At 71.5% G+C, this 16454-nt stretch carries 19 protein-coding genes; 5 read left to right on the top strand and 14 right to left on the bottom strand.

The features are described from left to right. Positions 1-74: 74 nt before the first annotated feature. From ACZ5PP_RS01375 to ACZ5PP_RS01345, 7 genes are all read right to left on the bottom strand, one after another. Positions 75-1619, bottom strand: a complete 1545-nt coding sequence (locus tag ACZ5PP_RS01375) for an ATP-binding protein (RefSeq protein ID WP_012585264.1) — start codon at positions 1617-1619, stop codon at positions 75-77. Further along, complete coding sequence (locus ACZ5PP_RS01370; protein ID WP_004305343.1) at positions 1619-2278, bottom strand: response regulator; 660 nt, start codon at positions 2276-2278, stop codon at positions 1619-1621. The genes ACZ5PP_RS01375 and ACZ5PP_RS01370 overlap by 1 nt, the downstream gene beginning before the upstream one ends. Positions 2279-2339: 61 nt before the next feature. Continuing rightward, positions 2340-3056 carry a tetratricopeptide repeat protein gene (locus ACZ5PP_RS01365; RefSeq protein ID WP_464826617.1) on the bottom strand — a complete coding sequence of 239 codons (717 nt, stop codon included), beginning with the start codon at positions 3054-3056 and terminating at the stop codon, positions 2340-2342. After that, positions 3053-3859, bottom strand: coding sequence for an SDR family oxidoreductase (locus ACZ5PP_RS01360; protein ID WP_012585263.1), 807 nt, complete (start codon positions 3857-3859; stop codon positions 3053-3055). The genes ACZ5PP_RS01365 and ACZ5PP_RS01360 overlap by 4 nt, the downstream gene beginning before the upstream one ends. A gap of 11 nt (positions 3860-3870) precedes the next feature. Beyond that, positions 3871-4524: a TenA family transcriptional regulator gene (locus tag ACZ5PP_RS01355; RefSeq protein WP_012585262.1), complete on the bottom strand. Its 654-nt coding sequence runs from the start codon at positions 4522-4524 to the stop codon at positions 3871-3873. Beyond that, positions 4521-6041, bottom strand: coding sequence for an AMP-binding protein (locus ACZ5PP_RS01350; RefSeq protein WP_464826616.1), 1521 nt, complete (start codon positions 6039-6041; stop codon positions 4521-4523). Before ACZ5PP_RS01350 ends, ACZ5PP_RS01355 begins: the two co-directional genes overlap by 4 nt. Further along, the gene (locus ACZ5PP_RS01345; protein WP_004305353.1) at positions 6025-6693 is read right to left on the bottom strand and encodes a thermostable hemolysin; all 669 of its coding nucleotides are present in this window, start codon (positions 6691-6693) and stop codon (positions 6025-6027) included. Before ACZ5PP_RS01345 ends, ACZ5PP_RS01350 begins: the two co-directional genes overlap by 17 nt. Before the next feature lie 199 nt (positions 6694-6892). On the opposite strand from ACZ5PP_RS01345, the gene ACZ5PP_RS01340 reads away from it, so the two are divergent. Together ACZ5PP_RS01340 and ACZ5PP_RS01335 are read left to right on the top strand one after the other, a co-directional pair. Next, the gene (locus tag ACZ5PP_RS01340; RefSeq protein ID WP_012585260.1) at positions 6893-7150 is read left to right on the top strand and encodes a PepSY domain-containing protein; all 258 of its coding nucleotides are present in this window, start codon (positions 6893-6895) and stop codon (positions 7148-7150) included. 63 nt (positions 7151-7213) lie between these two features. Continuing rightward, entirely contained in the window at positions 7214-7771 is a 558-nt protein-coding gene (locus ACZ5PP_RS01335) for a cytochrome b/b6 domain-containing protein (RefSeq protein ID WP_464826615.1), read from the top strand. Positions 7772-7807: 36 nt separating this feature from the next. On the opposite strand, the gene ACZ5PP_RS01330 is transcribed toward ACZ5PP_RS01335, so the two are convergent. From ACZ5PP_RS01330 to ACZ5PP_RS01300, 7 genes are all read right to left on the bottom strand, one after another. Next, positions 7808-8554, bottom strand: a complete 747-nt coding sequence (locus tag ACZ5PP_RS01330; RefSeq protein ID WP_464826614.1) for a phosphatase PAP2 family protein — start codon at positions 8552-8554, stop codon at positions 7808-7810. A gap of 4 nt (positions 8555-8558) precedes the next feature. Further along, positions 8559-10307 carry a phosphoethanolamine transferase gene (locus tag ACZ5PP_RS01325; RefSeq protein ID WP_464826613.1) on the bottom strand — a complete coding sequence of 583 codons (1749 nt, stop codon included), beginning with the start codon at positions 10305-10307 and terminating at the stop codon, positions 8559-8561. 113 nt (positions 10308-10420) lie between these two features. Then, positions 10421-11665, bottom strand: a complete 1245-nt coding sequence (locus tag ACZ5PP_RS01320) for a sensor histidine kinase (RefSeq protein WP_464826612.1) — start codon at positions 11663-11665, stop codon at positions 10421-10423. A gap of 43 nt (positions 11666-11708) precedes the next feature. Continuing rightward, complete coding sequence (locus tag ACZ5PP_RS01315; RefSeq protein WP_004305366.1) at positions 11709-12377, bottom strand: response regulator transcription factor; 669 nt, start codon at positions 12375-12377, stop codon at positions 11709-11711. Positions 12378-12400: 23 nt separating this feature from the next. Then, on the bottom strand, positions 12401-13318 hold the full coding sequence (locus ACZ5PP_RS01310) for a cation diffusion facilitator family transporter (protein WP_464826611.1): 918 nt from the start codon (positions 13316-13318) through the stop codon (positions 12401-12403). Positions 13319-13322: 4 nt separating this feature from the next. After that, the gene (locus ACZ5PP_RS01305) at positions 13323-13769 is read right to left on the bottom strand and encodes a hypothetical protein (protein ID WP_464826610.1); all 447 of its coding nucleotides are present in this window, start codon (positions 13767-13769) and stop codon (positions 13323-13325) included. Between the two features lie 48 nt (positions 13770-13817). After that, on the bottom strand, positions 13818-14006 hold the full coding sequence (locus tag ACZ5PP_RS01300) for a hypothetical protein (RefSeq protein ID WP_464826609.1): 189 nt from the start codon (positions 14004-14006) through the stop codon (positions 13818-13820). On the opposite strand from ACZ5PP_RS01300, the gene ACZ5PP_RS01295 reads away from it, so the two are divergent. From ACZ5PP_RS01295 to ACZ5PP_RS01285, 3 genes are all read left to right on the top strand, one after another. Continuing rightward, entirely contained in the window at positions 13996-15336 is a 1341-nt protein-coding gene (locus tag ACZ5PP_RS01295; protein ID WP_464826608.1) for a ferredoxin reductase family protein, read from the top strand. The two genes, ACZ5PP_RS01300 and ACZ5PP_RS01295, sit on opposite strands and share 11 nt — an antisense overlap. Positions 15337-15511: 175 nt before the next feature. Next, positions 15512-15928, top strand: coding sequence for a DUF1924 domain-containing protein (locus ACZ5PP_RS01290; RefSeq protein WP_004305373.1), 417 nt, complete (start codon positions 15512-15514; stop codon positions 15926-15928). Between the two features lie 21 nt (positions 15929-15949). Then, positions 15950-16441 carry a diheme cytochrome c gene (locus tag ACZ5PP_RS01285; RefSeq protein WP_464826607.1) on the top strand — a complete coding sequence of 164 codons (492 nt, stop codon included), beginning with the start codon at positions 15950-15952 and terminating at the stop codon, positions 16439-16441. The last annotated feature ends 13 nt before the right edge of the window (positions 16442-16454 follow it).

Raw genomic sequence — 16454 nt, 5'->3', positions numbered from 1 at the left:
GGGCCGACTTGCACCCGACGAGCGCTCCCACGCGGAGCGCAGGTTCACGGTAAGGACGCCGTCTTAAGCGACGCTTAAGGGCGGGCCGCTCCGCCGGACGCGGAGCACGGCGGCACCTTCCCCTCATCGCCCTGCACCCGGCGCGGCGCGGCGGCATCCCGCGGCAGCACCACCCGCACCTCCAGCCCGCCGAGCGCACAGCCGTCGAGCGCGATCGTGCCGCCATGCAGTTCGACGATGCGCGCGACGATCGCCAGCCCGAGACCCGCCCCCTGCCCGCCACCGGCGCGGAAGAAGCGCTCGAACACCTTCTCGCGCAGCTCCGGCGGCACGCCATGGCCGCTGTCCTGCACCCGCAGCACGATGGCTGCGGGCGTGGCCTCGAGCAGCACGCGGATGCAGCCGTCGGGCGGCGTGTGCCGCACCGCGTTGCCCACCAGATTCTGCATCAGGATGCCCAGGCTGCCGGCATCGCCGAGCAGGTGGAAGTCGGCCCCCTCGTCCGCCTCGAGGGCGAGGTCCTGACCATGTTCGTCGGCGAGCGGGGTCAGCTCGGCGAGCTGCTCGCGGACAAGCGCGAGCAGCTCGATCGGCAGCCTCTTGGGCCGGCTCGCGTCGGGTTCGAGGCGGGCCAGCGTCAGCAACTGCGCCACCACCCGGGTGGCACGCTCGATGCCCGAGCCCAGCAGCCGGAGCGCCTCCTCGCGATCCGCCGGATCAGGCGCCTGCAGCGCATTCTGGGCATGGATGCGCAGCACGGCCAGCGGCGTGCGCAGCTCGTGCGCGGCATAGGCGAGGAAGCGGCGCTCGCGTTCGAGCAGCTCGTTGACCTGATGCAGCAGGCGGTCGAGCGCGGCCACCATCGGCTCGAGCTCCTGCGGCACGTCCTGCAGCGCGAGGGCGGAGAGGTCGTCCGGCCCGCGCGCCTGCAACGATTCGACGATGCGCGCGAGCGGGCGCAGGCCCCAGCCGATCGCCAGCCACACCAGCACCGCGACCAACGGCAACCCGACGAGATCAGGCAGCACGCTGCGCAAGGTGATCCTGCCCAGGAGTTCTCCCCGCACGTCCTCGCGCTCGCCGACCAGGATCCACTGGCGGTCGCGCGCGTCCCGGAGCAGGAAGAGCCGCCAGGCGCCATCGTGCAGACTCACCGTGTGATAGCCCGCAAGATCCTCTCCCACCTCGCCGAGCCCCTGTTGCTCGGCGCCCCTGGTGCGTGCGCCGAGCAGCAGGTCGAGCGCGCCCATCGGCGCCGCGGCGGACTGCAGCAAGGCCAGCCCCTGGTCGTCGACCACCACGAAGCCGAGCTTGCCCTCGTACTCGTGGCCCAGCGGCAGCGCCTCGTCACCGTCCTCGCGTTCCGCGTCCGTCCCCTCCCCCACGGCCGCACCGAGCCCCCCCGCATCGAGCGCGTCCTGCAGCGCCGCACGTGCATCCGGTGCCATCCCGCCCGGGATCATGCCCGCGAGCAGGCGCGCCTGCTGGGCGAGACGGGCATCGAAGAGTTCGCGCACCTCGTGGCGGGCATCGCGATAACCGAGGTAGGAGATCGCACCCAGCGCCACGCCGAGGAGGCCGAGCACGAGCAGCAAGGTGCGACGGCGGATCGAGCCCATCAGGCCTTGTCCGCCAGATAGCCCACGCCGCGCACGGTGCGGATCAGCTCGGGAAACAGCTTGCGCCGCAGATGGTGGATATGCACCTCGAGCGTATTGCTCTCGGCCTCCTCGCCCCAGCCGTACAAGGCCTGCTGCAGCCGATCGCGGGTCAGCACACGGCCGGGCTGGGTGAGCAGCTCGTGCAGCAGCAGGAACTCCTTGCGCTGCAGGACCACCGGCTGGCCGCGGTAGCTGACCTGCTGGTTCACCGGATCGAGGACGACCTCGCCGTGGTGCAGCACCGGCTGCGCACGATTGGCGCTGCGTCGCAGCAGCGCGCGGATGCGGGCCTTGAGCTCGTCGACGTCGAAGGGCTTGACGAGGTAGTCGTCCGCCCCCGCGTCCAGTCCCGCGATGCGGTCGCTGGTGGCGTCGCGCGCGGTGAGCACCAGCACCGGCACCGGGTTGGCGGCGGCGCGCAGGCGCTGCAGCACCTGCAGGCCATCCATGCGCGGCAGGCCGAGGTCGAGCACGGCGAGCGCGAAGTCCTCGTGGGTGAGCGCATGCAGCGCGCTCGCGCCGTCCTGCACCCAGTCGACCGTATAGGCCTCGGGCTTGAGCGCGACGCGGATGCCCTCGCCGAGCGCGGCATCATCCTCGACGAGCAGGATGCGCATCCCCTTCCTCCCCTGTGATCCCGGCAATCATGGGCACTGCATTCATCCGCATATTGAACGCCTACTGCGCGCCTTGCGCCAGCTTCGCGGCCACCTGCTCGAGCAGGCGCCGCGCTTCCGCGCGCCGACCGGCGTCGGCGCTCGCACGTCCGGGGCGATCGGGGGCGGCAAGCGCCTTCTCCAGCGCCGTGCGCGCCTCGGCGTAGCGCTTCTGCCGCGCCAGGAAGTCGCCGTAAAAGTAATTGGGATCGATCCCGCCGGGGTTGATCGCCAAGGCCTGCTTCAGCAGCTTTTCGGCCTGCGCGTCGTCGCCGAAGCCCACCGGCCACCCCGGCACCTGGTAGTACAGGCTGCCGAGGCTGGTGTAGGCCGAGCCGTCGAGCGCCTGCGGGTCGAGCCGCAGGGCGGTCTCGAGCTCGGCCTTGGCCTCCTTGACGAGCCCGAGCGCACCGAGGCCGCCCTTCGCCCCCGCCAAGGTGCTCAGGACGATGCCGTGCCAGATGCGCAGCTCGGCCGCCTCCGGCTCCGCGGCAACCGCCCGGGCGGCGCGCTCGGCGAGTTCGGCGAAGGCCGCCTCGCGCTGCTTCTCGGGCAGCCCGTAGTGGATTTCGGCCCAGCGCCCCTGCACTGCCTGCAGTTCGAGCTTGCCGGCGTCGGCGAGCGCGAAGGCGGCCGGCGCGGCCACCAGGGAGAGGAGCGGGAAGGCGAGCGGGAGCGCCACGCGGCGGGCGAGCCGGAGCGTCCCGCTGGCGAACGTTTCTTGGGCGGGCATCTTCATGAGCGGATTTCCTCCGATTCGGAATGGGCGAAACGCCGGATGGTGGCCAGCTGCCCGCGCAGGGCGCGATCGACCACGCGCGGCAGCAGCCGGTTGAGGCGGGCGAAGAACTTCTCCGGCCAGCCGAGATGGCGCTCGGGCGACTCGTCGCGCAGCGCCTGCACGATCGCGGCCGCGACCTGCTGCGGCGGGTCCATCGCCACGCCGAGCGCGCGGTTCATCGCGACCACCGCGCTCGCGTTCATCGCGGTGCGCGTGGCGCGCGGCGCCAGGTAGAGCACGCGCACCGGGCCGTCGGCGAGCTCGCGGCGCAGCGCCTCGGCGAAGCCGCGCAGGCCGAACTTGGTCGCGCTGTAGGGTGCGAAGCCGGGATAGCCGATCGCGCCGAAGGTCGAGCCCACGAACAGCAGCAGCGCGCGCGGACGTTCGCGCAGCAGGGGCAGGAGGCGCCGCGTGAGCAGCATCGGCGCCACCAGGTTGAGCGCGACCTGGGTCGCGATGGCGTCGTCGTCCTGCTGCTCGACGAGGCCGAAGCGGTTGAGGCCGGCGGCCTGGACCACGCAGTCGACGCCCCCGAGTTCCCGCGCCGCGGCGGCCACCGCGTCGACGCCGGCGATCGTGGCGAGATCGGCGACGACCCGGCGCAACGCCTGCGGAAAGCGCTCCTGTGCGTCCGCGAGCCGATCCGCGTCGCGACCGACCGCCAGCACCTGCGCGCCCGCTGCGCACAACTGCTCGACCAGCGCCTGGCCGATGCCCCCGCTCGCGCCCGTGACCAGCACGCGGGTTCCGTTCAGTTCCATAGCGCCGCTCCTCAGGCCGCCAGCGGCAGGCTGCGGAAAATGTCGCCGTACAGGCGATAGACGACGCGCGCGGTATGCACCACCGCGGCGCGGTCGTCATCCTCGTCGAGCCGGTTCATCAGGGTCGCGAAGAAATCCATGTGCTCGAGGTCGAGGCTGCCGTGCGAGTTCAGGTAGCTGAAGGCCTCTGGGGGCAAGCCCAGGCTGCTGCGGATCGTCCCCGCCGCGCGGGTGGCGAGCGCAATGCTGGTGCCTTCGAGCACATTGACCATGCCGAAGAAGCTCACCGGATTGTGGCGTGCGATGCGGTCGTAGACGTAGGCCAGCATCAGCTCGGTGGGCAGCGCCGGCTGGCTGCGCCGCACCGCCTCGGGGTCGGCACCGCAGGCGGCGAGGTCGTTGAGGATCCACTCCTGGTGGCCGTACTCCTCGTCGATGTATTCGGCGATCGCGCCGCGCAGCCATTCGAGCCGCGCCGGCAGGCGTGCACCGCAGGCCATCAGCAGCGGCACGGTGTGGCTGACGTGGTGATACGCCTCGGTGAGGAAGGCGACGTAGCTCGGCAGCGCGACCTTGCCGGCGAGCGCCTGCTGGATGATCGGTGCGGCGAACAGCGTCTCGCGCTCGGCCGCGGTCTGGTCCTGGAGTTGCTGGAAGAAGCTCATGTGTCGATCTCGTCGCTGAAGGAGGTGAAGGTCGCGCAGGAGGCGGCGCCGTCGGCGCCGCTGCGTGGCAGGTAGTGCGCCGCGAGCGCGGCGCGGCGCAGGCGGCCGTTGGCGGTGAGGAGGCCGTTTGCCGGGGTGAAGGGCGCGTCGGCGCGCAGCCAGCGCCCGGCGCGCGCGTAGTCGGGCAAACCCGCGTTGGCGGCGGCCACCGCCGCGTCGAGCTCGGTGTCGCTGCAGTCGGCGCGGCGCGGCACGAGCACGGCGAGGTTCTCGGCGAGCGCCTCGCCATGCACCCAGGCCTGGGCGATCGGGCCCTGCTGGACGAGTTCGGCCTCGACCCACTCGGGATTCACGTTGCGCCCGTAGGCGGTGATGAACTGGTGCTTCCTGCGCCCGTGCAGAACGAGGAAACCATCGTCGAAATGGCCGAGGTCGCCGGTGCCCAGCCACTCGCCTGCCACCAGCTGGTCTGCCAGCGGCGCCTCGCCCAGGTAGCCCAGCATGTGCGCGCCGCGCACCTGCACCTCGCCATCGTCGGCGATGCGCAGCGCGGCATGGGGCAAGGGCCGCCCCACCGTGCCGACGCGCCGCGCAGCCGGGGTGTTGAGGCACACCACCGAGGCGCACTCGGACAGGCCGTAGCCCTCGTACACAGGCAGACCGAGCGCTTCGGCGCGCTGCAGCAGCCGCGCCGACACCTGCCCGCCACCGACCGCGACGAAGCGCAGCCCGGCGGGCGGCGCGTGGCCCTGCTCGGCGGCCCCGACCAAGGCGAGCAGCATCTGCGGCAACAGGATCAGACTGTGCGGTCGACGGGCATGCAGGGTCTGCAGGAAGCGCGCCGGATCGAAGCCCCCGCCCCCGCTGAAGCCGATCGTGCGCATCGGCAGCAACTCGACGCAGGCGCCAGCGAGCAGGCCGGCGTACAAGCCGGCGATGTTCTCGAGCAGCGTCGCCAGCGGCAGCACGCCCAGATGACGCTCGACCGCGCCAGCCTCGCCGATCCGCGCCACGCTGCGCGCCACCGCGAGCTGCGCCGCCGCGCTCAGGCAAACCCCCTTGGGCTGGCCGGTGGTGCCGGAGGTGTAGGTGATCTTCACCGTGCCCGTGGGCAGCGCCGGAACCTGCGCCGGCACGCGCCGGAGGATCCCGGGCGCGACCGGCACGAAGCCCGGGAACACCGCCGCGCTCGCGCTGGCGGCCACTGGGTCGACGATCAGCGTATCGACGCCGGCACTGTCGAGCACGTGAGCCTGCTGCGCCGGCGAGAAGAAGCCCGGCAGCGGCACGCACACCCGCCCGTCGGCAAGCAGCGCGAGATCCCAGAGCGCCCACTGTAGGCCGTTGTCGAGCGCGAGCGCGACACGGCGCGCAGCCACCGACTCGAGCACACCCCTGCACGCGGCGACGGCCTCGGGCAGGCGGTCGAAGGCAATCTCCCCACTCTCGCCACGCAGCGCGGGCCGGCCGCCATGGCGGGCGAGGCCGGCCAGGAAGGACTCAGACGCATCCGGCACGGAGCTGCCCTCCACGCCCGGATTGGAGCTCGCGGCCGGCGCCCGCGAGGGTGCGATCCCCGCCCCGGATCTCGCCCGCCATCACCAGCGGGCCGGCGTCGTAGTAGCTGCCCCACTCCGGCAGCTCGGCACCCATGCGGCGCGGATCGGCAGGGCCGAGCGTGAGCGGATCGAGGCCGAGGCGGCGGAAGCTGTTGATCAGCGCCGGCGTTCCGGTGAAGCACACCCAGCGCAGGCCTTCAGCGGCCAGGATGCGGGTGAGCGCGATGATCAGCAGGCGTGCGGTGCCGGCCCCGTGGGCGGCGAGGTTGCCGACCTCTACGATCCCGTCGCGTGCCACCCGCTCTCCCGCCCGCCGCGTGATGACGCGCTCGACCGGCTCGTCGAGATAGCGTTCGAGGAAGAGCCCCTGGTCTGCCGCGCCACGGCAGCCGACCGCCCCGTGCAGGCTGCCGTCGGCGGCTTCGAGTGCGAACAGCCGCGGCATGAAGTGGCGTACACGCGCCTGGTAATGCGCCGCGAAGCGTTCGCGCACGAAGTGCTCCACGGCGGGGCGGCGGGCGTCATCGACCTCGAGCAGGCGAAGACTGCGCGCCGCGGGCTGTGCGCCCGGCGCTGGGCGGGCTGGGTGGTCGAGCCATGGGAGGTCCATGTGTGTCGGGGTCCGTTGATGAGAACTGCACCGGATCCTGACCATGCTGGCTTAAGTGCAGCTTAAGGAGGAACCAACCGCGGGCGTCGCGCACCGGATCACCGCCCCTGCCTGTTCAGCTTCCCTTCATGTACGGAAGCTTAAATTGCGGTCGCGTTCCGGATCGGGGCGCGCTCGATCGACAAACAGGAGAACACACATGAACCGCATTCTCGCCCTCGCCGCCGCTGCGCTCGTTTCCACCTCGGCCCTCGCCGGCCCGACCTGCACCGCCCCCAAGGAGAAGTGGATGAAGGAGGCCGACTTCAAGGCCAAGGTCGAAGCCCAGGGCTACAAGATCAAGAACTTCAAGGTGACCAAGAACGACTGCTACGAGATCTACGGCTTCGACAAGGACGGAAAGAAGGTGGAGATCTACTTCAATCCCGAGACCGGCGCCGAACTCGAACGCAAGTGACCTGCCATCGGGGCGGCGCGCGGCCGCGCGCCGCCCTCCTCCACCCGACAAGGAGCCTCTGCCATGCGCCCGCCCGATTCCGAACTTGCCCTGCGGGTCTGGGACCCGTTCGTGCGCGTCTTCCACTGGAGCCTGGTGAGCTGCGTCATCCTGAACTTCTTCGTCGTCGATGACGGCGAGACGCTGCACCGGTTCGTCGGCTACACCGCCTCGGGTCTCGTCGTCGCCCGCCTGGTCTGGGGCTTCGTCGGCAGCGAATACGCGCGCTTCGCCAACTTCTTCCCGACCCCCGTGCGGCTGCGCGCCCACCTCGCGGCGATGCGCACCGGCAGGCGCGACTTCCAGCCCGGCCACAATCCCCTGGGCGCGCTGATGATGCTCGCGCTGATGGCGCTGGTCCTCGCACTCGGCCTCACCGGCTTCCTGCAGACCACGGACGCGTTCTGGGGCGAGGAATGGCTGGAGGAGATCCACGAGGCGCTCGCCGCCACCCTGATCGCACTCGCCGGGATCCATGCCGCGGCGGCCATCGTGATGGGCCGGCTGGAGCGGGTGAACCTGGTCGGCGCAATGATCACCGGGATCAAGCGCACGCGGGGCGGCCGCGTCGACCTGCGCTGACGGAGCAGCGCTGCGGTCCGCCGCAGCGCGGACGCGTCATGCGCCGCGCCGCCCCGCGAGACCGAGGTCGGCGCGCACGAGCACCGCCAGGCTCACGCTCACGGCCCACGCCAACCACAGAGTCCACAGCGTGTGCGACAGGAAGTGCGCACCTTGCAGCATGCGCGCCGTACCGAGGACGCCGCCGGCGAGCACGCCCGCCACGAGCGCGGCGCGCGCCGCACGCGGCCCGGCCGGTTTCAGCGCCACCGCCCAGACGATCCACAGGAAGCCGGTCGACGCGTGCCCGGCCGGGAAGCACTGCCCCGCCTTGAGCCCCGGCGGCGCAGCCTCGAACAGGCCCAGATAGGGTGCGTAGCCGCCGAAGTCGATGAGGTCCCAGGGGCAGTAGCGCGCCGTCAGCAGCTTGGCGGTCGAGGTCGCGAGCGGAATCGCGAGCATGCCGATCGCCGCGAGCAGTGCATTGCGCGCGGGCAGCCACGCCAGCCTGCCGCGCCAGCCCTGCCAGCACAGGTACAGGCTGGCCGCCACCAGCACGTAGGTGGCCTGCTTGGCCGCCTTGTGCATCACCGCCTCGAGGAACCAGCTGTGCCTCAGGGGAAAGAGGCCGAGCTCCCCATCGAACAGCGCGTGCGCCAGGCGGCGATCCAGATCGGTTCGCTCGAATGTCCCGTAGAGCAGCAGTGCACCGAGGAAGAGCAGTGCGGACTGCGCGAGCAGCCAGCGCCGCGACGCATCGAGCGCGGGCACCGGCAGCGGGGTGAAGAGTTCGCTAGCGTGCATGTGCTCAGCTCCGGCAGGGGGCGGTCAGGTCGAGTGCGTCGTCGCGGACCGCGGTGCGCACGTCGAGCAGGCCCAGGACGGTATGGAAGAGGTTGTCATGGCTGGCGGGCCGGGCGGCCTGCCCGCGCAGGCACGCCGCATCGACCCGGTTGCGCGCGGCGAAGCCGGACGACAGCCACATCAGCATCGGCACGCGGGTCTGCTCCGCGGGCGCGATCGAGTACGGCAGCCCGTGCAGGTAGAGGCCGTTCTCGCCGAGCGACTCGCCATGGTCCGAGACATACAGCAGCGCGGCGTCGTAGCGCGGCTCCAGCTCCTTCAGCAGGTCGATGCCGCGGGCGAGCACGTGGTCGGTGTAGCTCAGCGCGTTGTCATAGCTGTTGGCCACCTGCTCGCGGGTGCACTTCGACAGGTCCTCGTCGTCGCAGGTCGGCGTGAAGCGGCGGAAGGCTTCCGGATAGCGGCGGAAGTAGGCCGGACCGTGGTTGCCAAGCTGATGCAGGACCAGCACGAGGTTGCCTTGCGGATCACGCAGCAGCGCCCGACTGCTCTCCAGCAAGGCCTCGTCGAGGCAGCGCTCGCCGTCGCACAGCGCGGGCAAGGCGGCGGAGTCGGGGCGCAGGCTCTCGACCCCGGCGCACACGCCCTTGCAGCCGGACTGGTTGTCGTTCCACACCACCCGCAGGCCGGCGTGACGCAGCACATCGAGCAAGGACTCGCTGCCGCGGATGGCATCCTCGTCGTAGTTGCGCCGCCCCTGCAGCGAGAACATGCAGGGCACCGACACCTCGGTGTTGGTGCCGCAGCTCGTAACGTCCGGGAAGTTGATGACCGCGCGGCGGGCGAGCTCGGGCGTGGTGTCGTGGGCGGGCGACTGCCCCGCCCCACGGTCCAGGCCCCAGTTGGCGGCGCGCGCGGTCTCGCCGACCACGATCACGAACAGGGTCGGCTTCTTCGCCGCCGCCCAGCTCGCTCCCAGGCGGGCGTCGGCGCCGACCGGCCGGCGCGGTTGATTGGCCGCCTGCGCGTCGCGGCTCAGCACGCGCGCGAGCGACCACAGCGGCGCGGCCGGGGTGATCAGGTAGCGCAGCTCCTTGTGGTTGCGCATCTGCCCGGAGAAGTCCTTGAACACGCTACCGAGCGCCGCGACGGCCACGAGCAGCGCGAGCACGGCGGCGGCGGCCCGGATCGCCAGCGCGCGCCGCAGCGGACGCCGGCGCACGCGCGCTCGCGCAAGAAAGACGAGGGGCGGCAGGGCCAGCGCGGAGACCTGCAGGAAGAAGCCGGGCGTGAGGAGCTCGCGCGCCTCGGCGAGGTCGGTGCGCAGCACGTTGCGCAGCATGCTCGGGTCGAAGTACACGCCGAAGTGGCCGGCGTAGTAGCTCGACACCGCGGCCACGAGGATCAGGCCGCCCAGCAGCGGCTTGGTCGTCCAGCGGTTGAGCAGCGGCGCGAGCAGCGCGACGTTGAGCGCGGCGAGCGCCACGCCGAGCGCGAGCACATAGAAGAGGCCGCCGCCCTCGCCGCCACGGCTCGCGAGCAGCGCACGCCAGAAGGGCGTATTGCAGGCGAGCGCGAAATAGAGGCCGAGCCCGACCAGCAAGCCCTCGCCCGACACCTCGGGGCGCCAGCTGCGCGCGCCGGACCAGGCTGCGGCGAACGCCGAAGCGCCCGGAGCGCGACGCCCGACGGGCGTCGATGCGCCGGCCGAGGGAGCGAAGGACGGGACGTGGGAAAGACGTAACTTGAACATGATCGCGCGGAGCCGGAAAGGATTGGCGCAATCTACCCAGGCGGGCGTGAGGAAAGCGTGATGCGGGTGTGAGGAAAGTGTGAGCGCGGGCAGCCGGAACCACGCCAGCCGCGCTATCTCGACGCGGGCCCGAAGTCGATCGTCAGGCAGGCGCCGCCGTCGGGCCGGTTGGCGGCGCGGGCCTCCCAGCCGCAGGCGGTGCAGATGTGCCGCACCAGCGCCAGGCCGAGCCCGTGTCCCGGCTTGGCCCCGCCGCGCCGGAAGCGCTCGAAGCAGCGCGCCGGGTCCTCGTCGCCGAAGCCGGGGCCACGATCGCACACCTCGAGGCGACGCCCTTCCAGCACCACCTCGATCGCGCGCCCCTCGCCATGACGCAGGGCGTTCTCCAGCAGGTTGCGCAGCACGAGCGCCAGCAGGCCGGGGTCGGCGACGAGCTCGGCCTGGGGGTCGATACGGATGCTGGGCGCTGCGGCCGCAGCGCCGGCCGGGTGCAAGCGCGTCCAGGCGTCGCGCACCGCCGCGCTCAGGTCGATCGGTTCGAGCGCCTGCGGCCGCGCCTCGCGGGCGAGCAGCAGCAGGCTTTGGGCGAGCGTGGTGGTGCGGTCGGTGGTGGCGATGATGCGCTCGGCACGGCGGCGGGCCTTGTCGGACAGGACCGGATCGTTCAGCAGCATCTCGGCATCGCTGCGGATACCGGCGAGCGGGGTGCGCAGCTCGTGCGACAGATTGGCGTTGAAATCGCGCTCGCGCGCCAGCACGGCGGCCTGGCGCGCCTCGGCCCTGTCCAGCGCACGCGCCACCACGCGGAGCTCGGCCTCGAGTCCATCCTCGGCGAGGGGCGTGCCGTCGCCCCCCTCCTCGACGCGCTCGGCCAGCGTCTCCAGCCCGCGCGTGAGCCGTGCGGCGATGGCGTAGACGAGGAGAAAGGACAAGGCGCTCAGCACCAGGCCGCCGATCACGACCGTGGCGACCACGGCCGACTCGCGCTTGCGATGCTCGGATTCGTCGTACACGAGCACGTAGCGCTGGCCATCGGCCTCTCGCACTGCAACGTGCAGCTCTCGCCCGGCGGACCATTCCTCGTGATTGCCCACCGCGAGTCCGGCCAGCGCGGGGCTCAGCCCTTGCGGTGGTAGCGCACCCGGCGCGAAGCGGTAGAGCGTCATGTTCGGAGTCTGCGGCCCGATCAGGGTACCGAGGCGGCGGCTATGCTCGATGCTGTAGTGCAGCTGCTCCTCGAGTGTGCCGTCGATGAACTCCTCCTCCATCTCCTCGTTGAGCCGCACCAGGGCGAGCGACTGCGCCACGATGAGCACGACCAGCACGGCCGTGACCGACACCGCGATGCGGATCCGCATGCCGTCCGGCAGCCAACGCCGGCCGCCGCGGCGCGCGCCGCAGTCAGCGGCTGACGAGCTTGTAGCCGAGGCCATGGACATTCACCACCTGGGTGGATGCGTCGTCGCCGAGGGTGCGCCGCAGGGTGTGCAGCACACTGCGCAGGTTGTCGCTGCTGTCCTGCTCGTGCCCCCATACCGCGATCTCGAGCTCGCGGCGCGAGAACACGCGCTCGGGCTGGGCGAGCAGTTCGGCGACCAGGCGCAAGGGCTTCGGCGGCAGGGCGAGAAGACGGCCCTGCAGGCGCAGCTCCTGGGTCGCGGCCCTGAACTCCAGCGCGCCGTGGCGCAACACCGGGTCGGCCGGCCGCACGGCACTGCGCCGCGCCAGTGCCAGCAGGCGGACCTCGAGCTCCTGCAGCGCGAACGGCTTGACCAGGTAGTCGTCGCCGCCCGCCTCGAAGCCGAGCAGCTTGTCTTCGAGCGCGTCGCGCGCAGTCAGCACCAGGATCGGCATCGCACGTCCCTCGGCACGCAGCCGGCGTGCGAGCGCGAGCCCGTCGCCGTCGGGCAGGTTGCGGTCGAGCACCAGGGCGTCGAACGCGGTGCACGCGAGCAAGGCCGCAGCCGCCGCGATCGAGCCGGCATAGTCGCACTGGTGGCCGCGCGCCTCGAGGTACTCGTAGAGGTTCTCGGCGATCGTGCGGTCGTCTTCGATGATGAGCAGGTGCATCGGCGGGATGGGGTCTCGTTCGTCTATGGCCCTTCGTCGGGCACGCGGCCCAAGTCCACGCCCGCGCCCTGCGGGAGGTTCGGCGGGAGGGGCTCGAGGTGGGTCGAGAGGCGGGTGCCGGTGCGCTCGAGCACGATGCCCTCGAGTGCATCGGCCACCGCGTGGGCCTCGGCGACGGTCCACTCCCCGGGAACGCACAGCTCGACGTGGGCGAAGTGCAGCGCACCCGCGGCCCGCGTGGCGAGCCTGCCGTGGAAGCAGCCCGGCGGCGAGGCCTCGGCCAGCGTGCGTTCGATCGCGGCCACCTCGGCATCGGACAGCGCGCGGTCCATGAGGCCGTCGATCGAGCGCCGCATCAGCTCCCAGCCCTCGCGCAGGATGTTGAGCGCGACCGCACCGGCGACCACCGGGTCGAGCCAGCTCCAGCCGGTGGCGCCCGCGAGGCCGACACCGCAGACCACGCCCGCGGTGGTCCATACGTCGGCCATCAGGTGGCGCGCGTCGGCCTCGAGCGCGAGCGAGCGGTGCGCGCGACCGACCTGCAGCAACACGCGCGCAACGAGAAAGTTGATCAGACTCGCGCCGACGGACAGCAAGGTGCCGAGCCCGAGGTCGCCGATCGCCTGCGGATGGAGCAGGCGTTCCCCGGCGGTGATCAGGATGATCAGCGCGGCGATGAAGATCAGCCCGCCCTCGAACGCGGCCGAGAAGTATTCGGCCTTGCCATGACCGTACTGGTGATCCTCGTCCGCCGGGCGCTGCGCGTAGGACACCATCCACAGCGCAAAACCCGCGCCCGCTAGGTTGACCACCGATTCGAGCGCATCCGACAGATAGCCGATCGAGCCGGTCAGCCACCAGGCGCCGGTCTTCATTGCGATGGTGCTCAGCGCTGCGGCGAGCGAGAGCAGCAGGGCCTGGCGCGGCGTGATCGAGGTCATCGGTTCAAAGTGCGGTGGGTCGAGTGGCGGAGCACCCCAGGGTCTCCAGGACGCGATTGTAGAGCCGTCGATCGTCCTCGAGGCGCTGCACCGCGAGCAGGCGGGCTTCGAGGTGGGTGGCGTCGCGCACCAGGACCAGGGCGTCGCGCATGTCGCTCAACAACTCGCCAGCCTGCGCGCGCGGTGTCGCCGGCGTCGGCAGGCCGGCCTTCAAGGCATCGAGGTGGGTCTCCAGCGCCTGCGCCAGCGCCGGGTAGGGCGCGTCCGCCTGTGCGGCGCCACTCGCGCGCGCCTCGCGCACGTGAGCCTCCATGGCATCGAGTTCCTGATGCAGCGCCTGGCAGGCCTGCGGCGACAGCGCCGTCGGTTCGTCCCCGGCGGCGCGGGCGTGGGTGGCGATCCCGGCGGCAAGCGCCAGCAGCAGCGTCGAAATCAAGCTCTTGGTCATCATTGGAAAGGCTCCGTGGTCGGGACAACCCGCAGCATGGGGCCGCGATCCTTAACCGGACCTGAACGGCCAGCCCCAGAACGGCGTCGCCATTCGGTGCGCGGCGGCCTTGCGCGGCGACAAGGCGGGCCGCTGGCTTTTCGCGGATACTCGGCGCAGGTGGCGCTCCACGCGGCGTGCTGGCCGCGCCTTGCCGCGGGCGCCGAAATGCGATCCGAGGGAGAGCACGATGAAGAACATCCGATTTGCGTACGCGGGACTCCTGCTGCTGCTCAGCCTGCTTTGGTGGATGGCCGATCCGCTGCTGCCCGCCGGCTACGAGTACTTCGCCCTGCGCACGGTGGCGATCAACTACACCGGCGTGATCGGCATCGGCGTCATGAGCGTGGGGATGATCCTGGCGCTGCGCCCGGTGCGGGTCGAGCCGCTGCTCGACGGGCTGGACAAGACCTATCGCCTGCACAAGTGGCTGGGCATCACCGGCCTGGTGTTCTCGGTCATCCACTGGCTGTGGGCGCAGGGCACCAAGTGGGCGGTGGGCTGGGGCTGGCTGGTCAAGCCCGAGCGGGGGCCGAAGCCGCCGCTCACCGACCCGGTCGAGAGCTTCTTCCGCGCACAGCGCGGCCTGGCGGAATCGGTCGGCGAGTGGGCCTTCTACGCGGCGGTGGTGCTGATCGTGATCGCGCTCGCCAAGCGCTTTCCGTACCGGCTGTTCTTCAAGACCCACCGCCTGCTGGCCCTCGCCTACCTGGCGCTGGTCTTCCACTCGGTGCTGCTGACGCCGTTCGCCTACTGGGCGCAGCCGATGGGCATCGTGCTCGCCGTGCTGATGGCCGGCGGCAGCGTCGCCGCCGTGGTGTCCCTGTCCGGCCGTGTCGGCCACCGGCGCAAGGCGGTCGGCGAGATCGAGGAGCTGGTGTCCTTCCCCGACAACCGCGTGCTCAAGGTGGCGATCCGCTTCAAGGACCGCTGGCCGGGGCACGAGGCTGGCCAGTTCGCCTTCGTGACCTTCTCCAGGGACGAAGGCGCGCATCCCTTCACCATCTCCTCGGGCTGGAAGGGGGACGGCCGCCTGTTCTTCCTGATCAAGGGCATCGGCGACTATACCGCGCGCCTGCCCGAACTGCTCCGCGTCGGCGACCTCGTGACCGTCGAAGGCCCCTATGGCCGCTTCGATTTCGCCAGCGGCAGCGCCAGCGGCAAGCGCCGCCAGATCTGGGTCGGCGGCGGCATCGGCATCACCCCCTTCATCGCCCGCATGAAGGCGCTCGCGGTGGAGCCCGACGGGCGCGAGGTCGATCTGTTCTACAGCACGGCCGAACCCGACCAGGGCTTCATCGCCCGCCTGCAGCGCGATGCGCAGGCGGCGGGGGTGAGGCTGCACGTGCTGGTGAGCGCGCGCGACGGCCGCCTCGACGTGGCGCGCATCTGCGACACCGTGCCGGGATGGGCCGAGGCCGACGTGTGGTTCTGCGGACCGGGCGGCTTCGGCCAGGCCCTGCGCGAGGCCTTCGTCGCCCGGGGCCTGCCGGCGGCCGACTTCCACCAGGAACTCTTCGACATGCGCTGAGCGCGGGCAGCGCGCGGGCGCATCGGCGCCCGCCCCCGCCGCTCCTTGGCGCACGCGCTTTCTCCGTTCAGGTTCGATTCAGTGGCGCGCTTGCACACTGGGCTCGCGATTCCGGACGACTGGCATCCGCGATGCCCGTCCGGTCGAGTCCTCAGCCCGGATCAAGGAACGAACCATGAACAGCCAATTCCGCGCGTTTGCGCTGCTGTGCGGCCTCGCCGCCAGTGCCGGGGCGCTCGCCGCCCCGAGCGCCGCCCTCCTGGAGCGCTACGCCGCCGAGGCGCGCGCCACCGACCCCGCCTTCGCCGGTTTTTCCGCCGCACGCGGCGAAGCCCTGCACCGCACCCGCCACGGCCTCGGCAAGCCCGACACGCCCGCCTGCACCTCCTGCCATGGCGAGAACGCGCGCTCAGCCGGCCAGACCCGCACCGGCAAGGCCATCGAGCCGATGGCGGTGTCGGTGTCGGCCACACGCTACGGCGACCCGGCGAAGGTCGAAAAATGGTTCAAGCGCAACTGCAACGAGGTGCTCGGCCGCGAGTGCAGCGCACGCGAGAAGGGCGACTGGCTCGCCTGGATGAGCACCCAGTAAGCGCCACCCCGGAGACCCGCCATGAAGACCCCCGCCCTTCGCCCCCTCGCCCTCGGTGCCGCCGCGATCGCCGTGACCCTCATGCTGCTCGGCCGCGCCCAGGCCGGCGACGACGACTTCTATCCGCCGGTCACCGACCCGCTCACCGTGCAGGAGTGCGCGAGCTGCCACATCGCGTTTCCGGCGTCGATGCTGCCCGCGGCGTCGTGGACACGCATGATGGGCGAACTGGAGAATCATTTCGGCGACGACGCCAGCGTCGATGCCGACACCACCGCCGCGATCACCCGCTACCTCGTCGATCACGCCGGCGACGCGCGCGGGCAGCCGGGCAAGCTGCTGCGCGGCCTGCGCCCCGGCGATGCCCCCCTGCGCATCACCGAACTGCCGAAGTGGGTGCGCGAGCACGACGAGGTCCCGCGCTCCGAGTGGACCCGCAAGGACGTCGGCAGCAAGGCCAACTGCACCGCGTGCCACATCGACGCCGCGAAGGGCTACTTCGAGGACGACTGAAGGAGGGACCGGA

Source organism: Thauera sp. DNT-1 (assembly GCF_055393985.1).
Note: the sequence above shows the minus strand (reverse complement) of the source record. Positions and strands in the feature narration are given on the sequence as shown.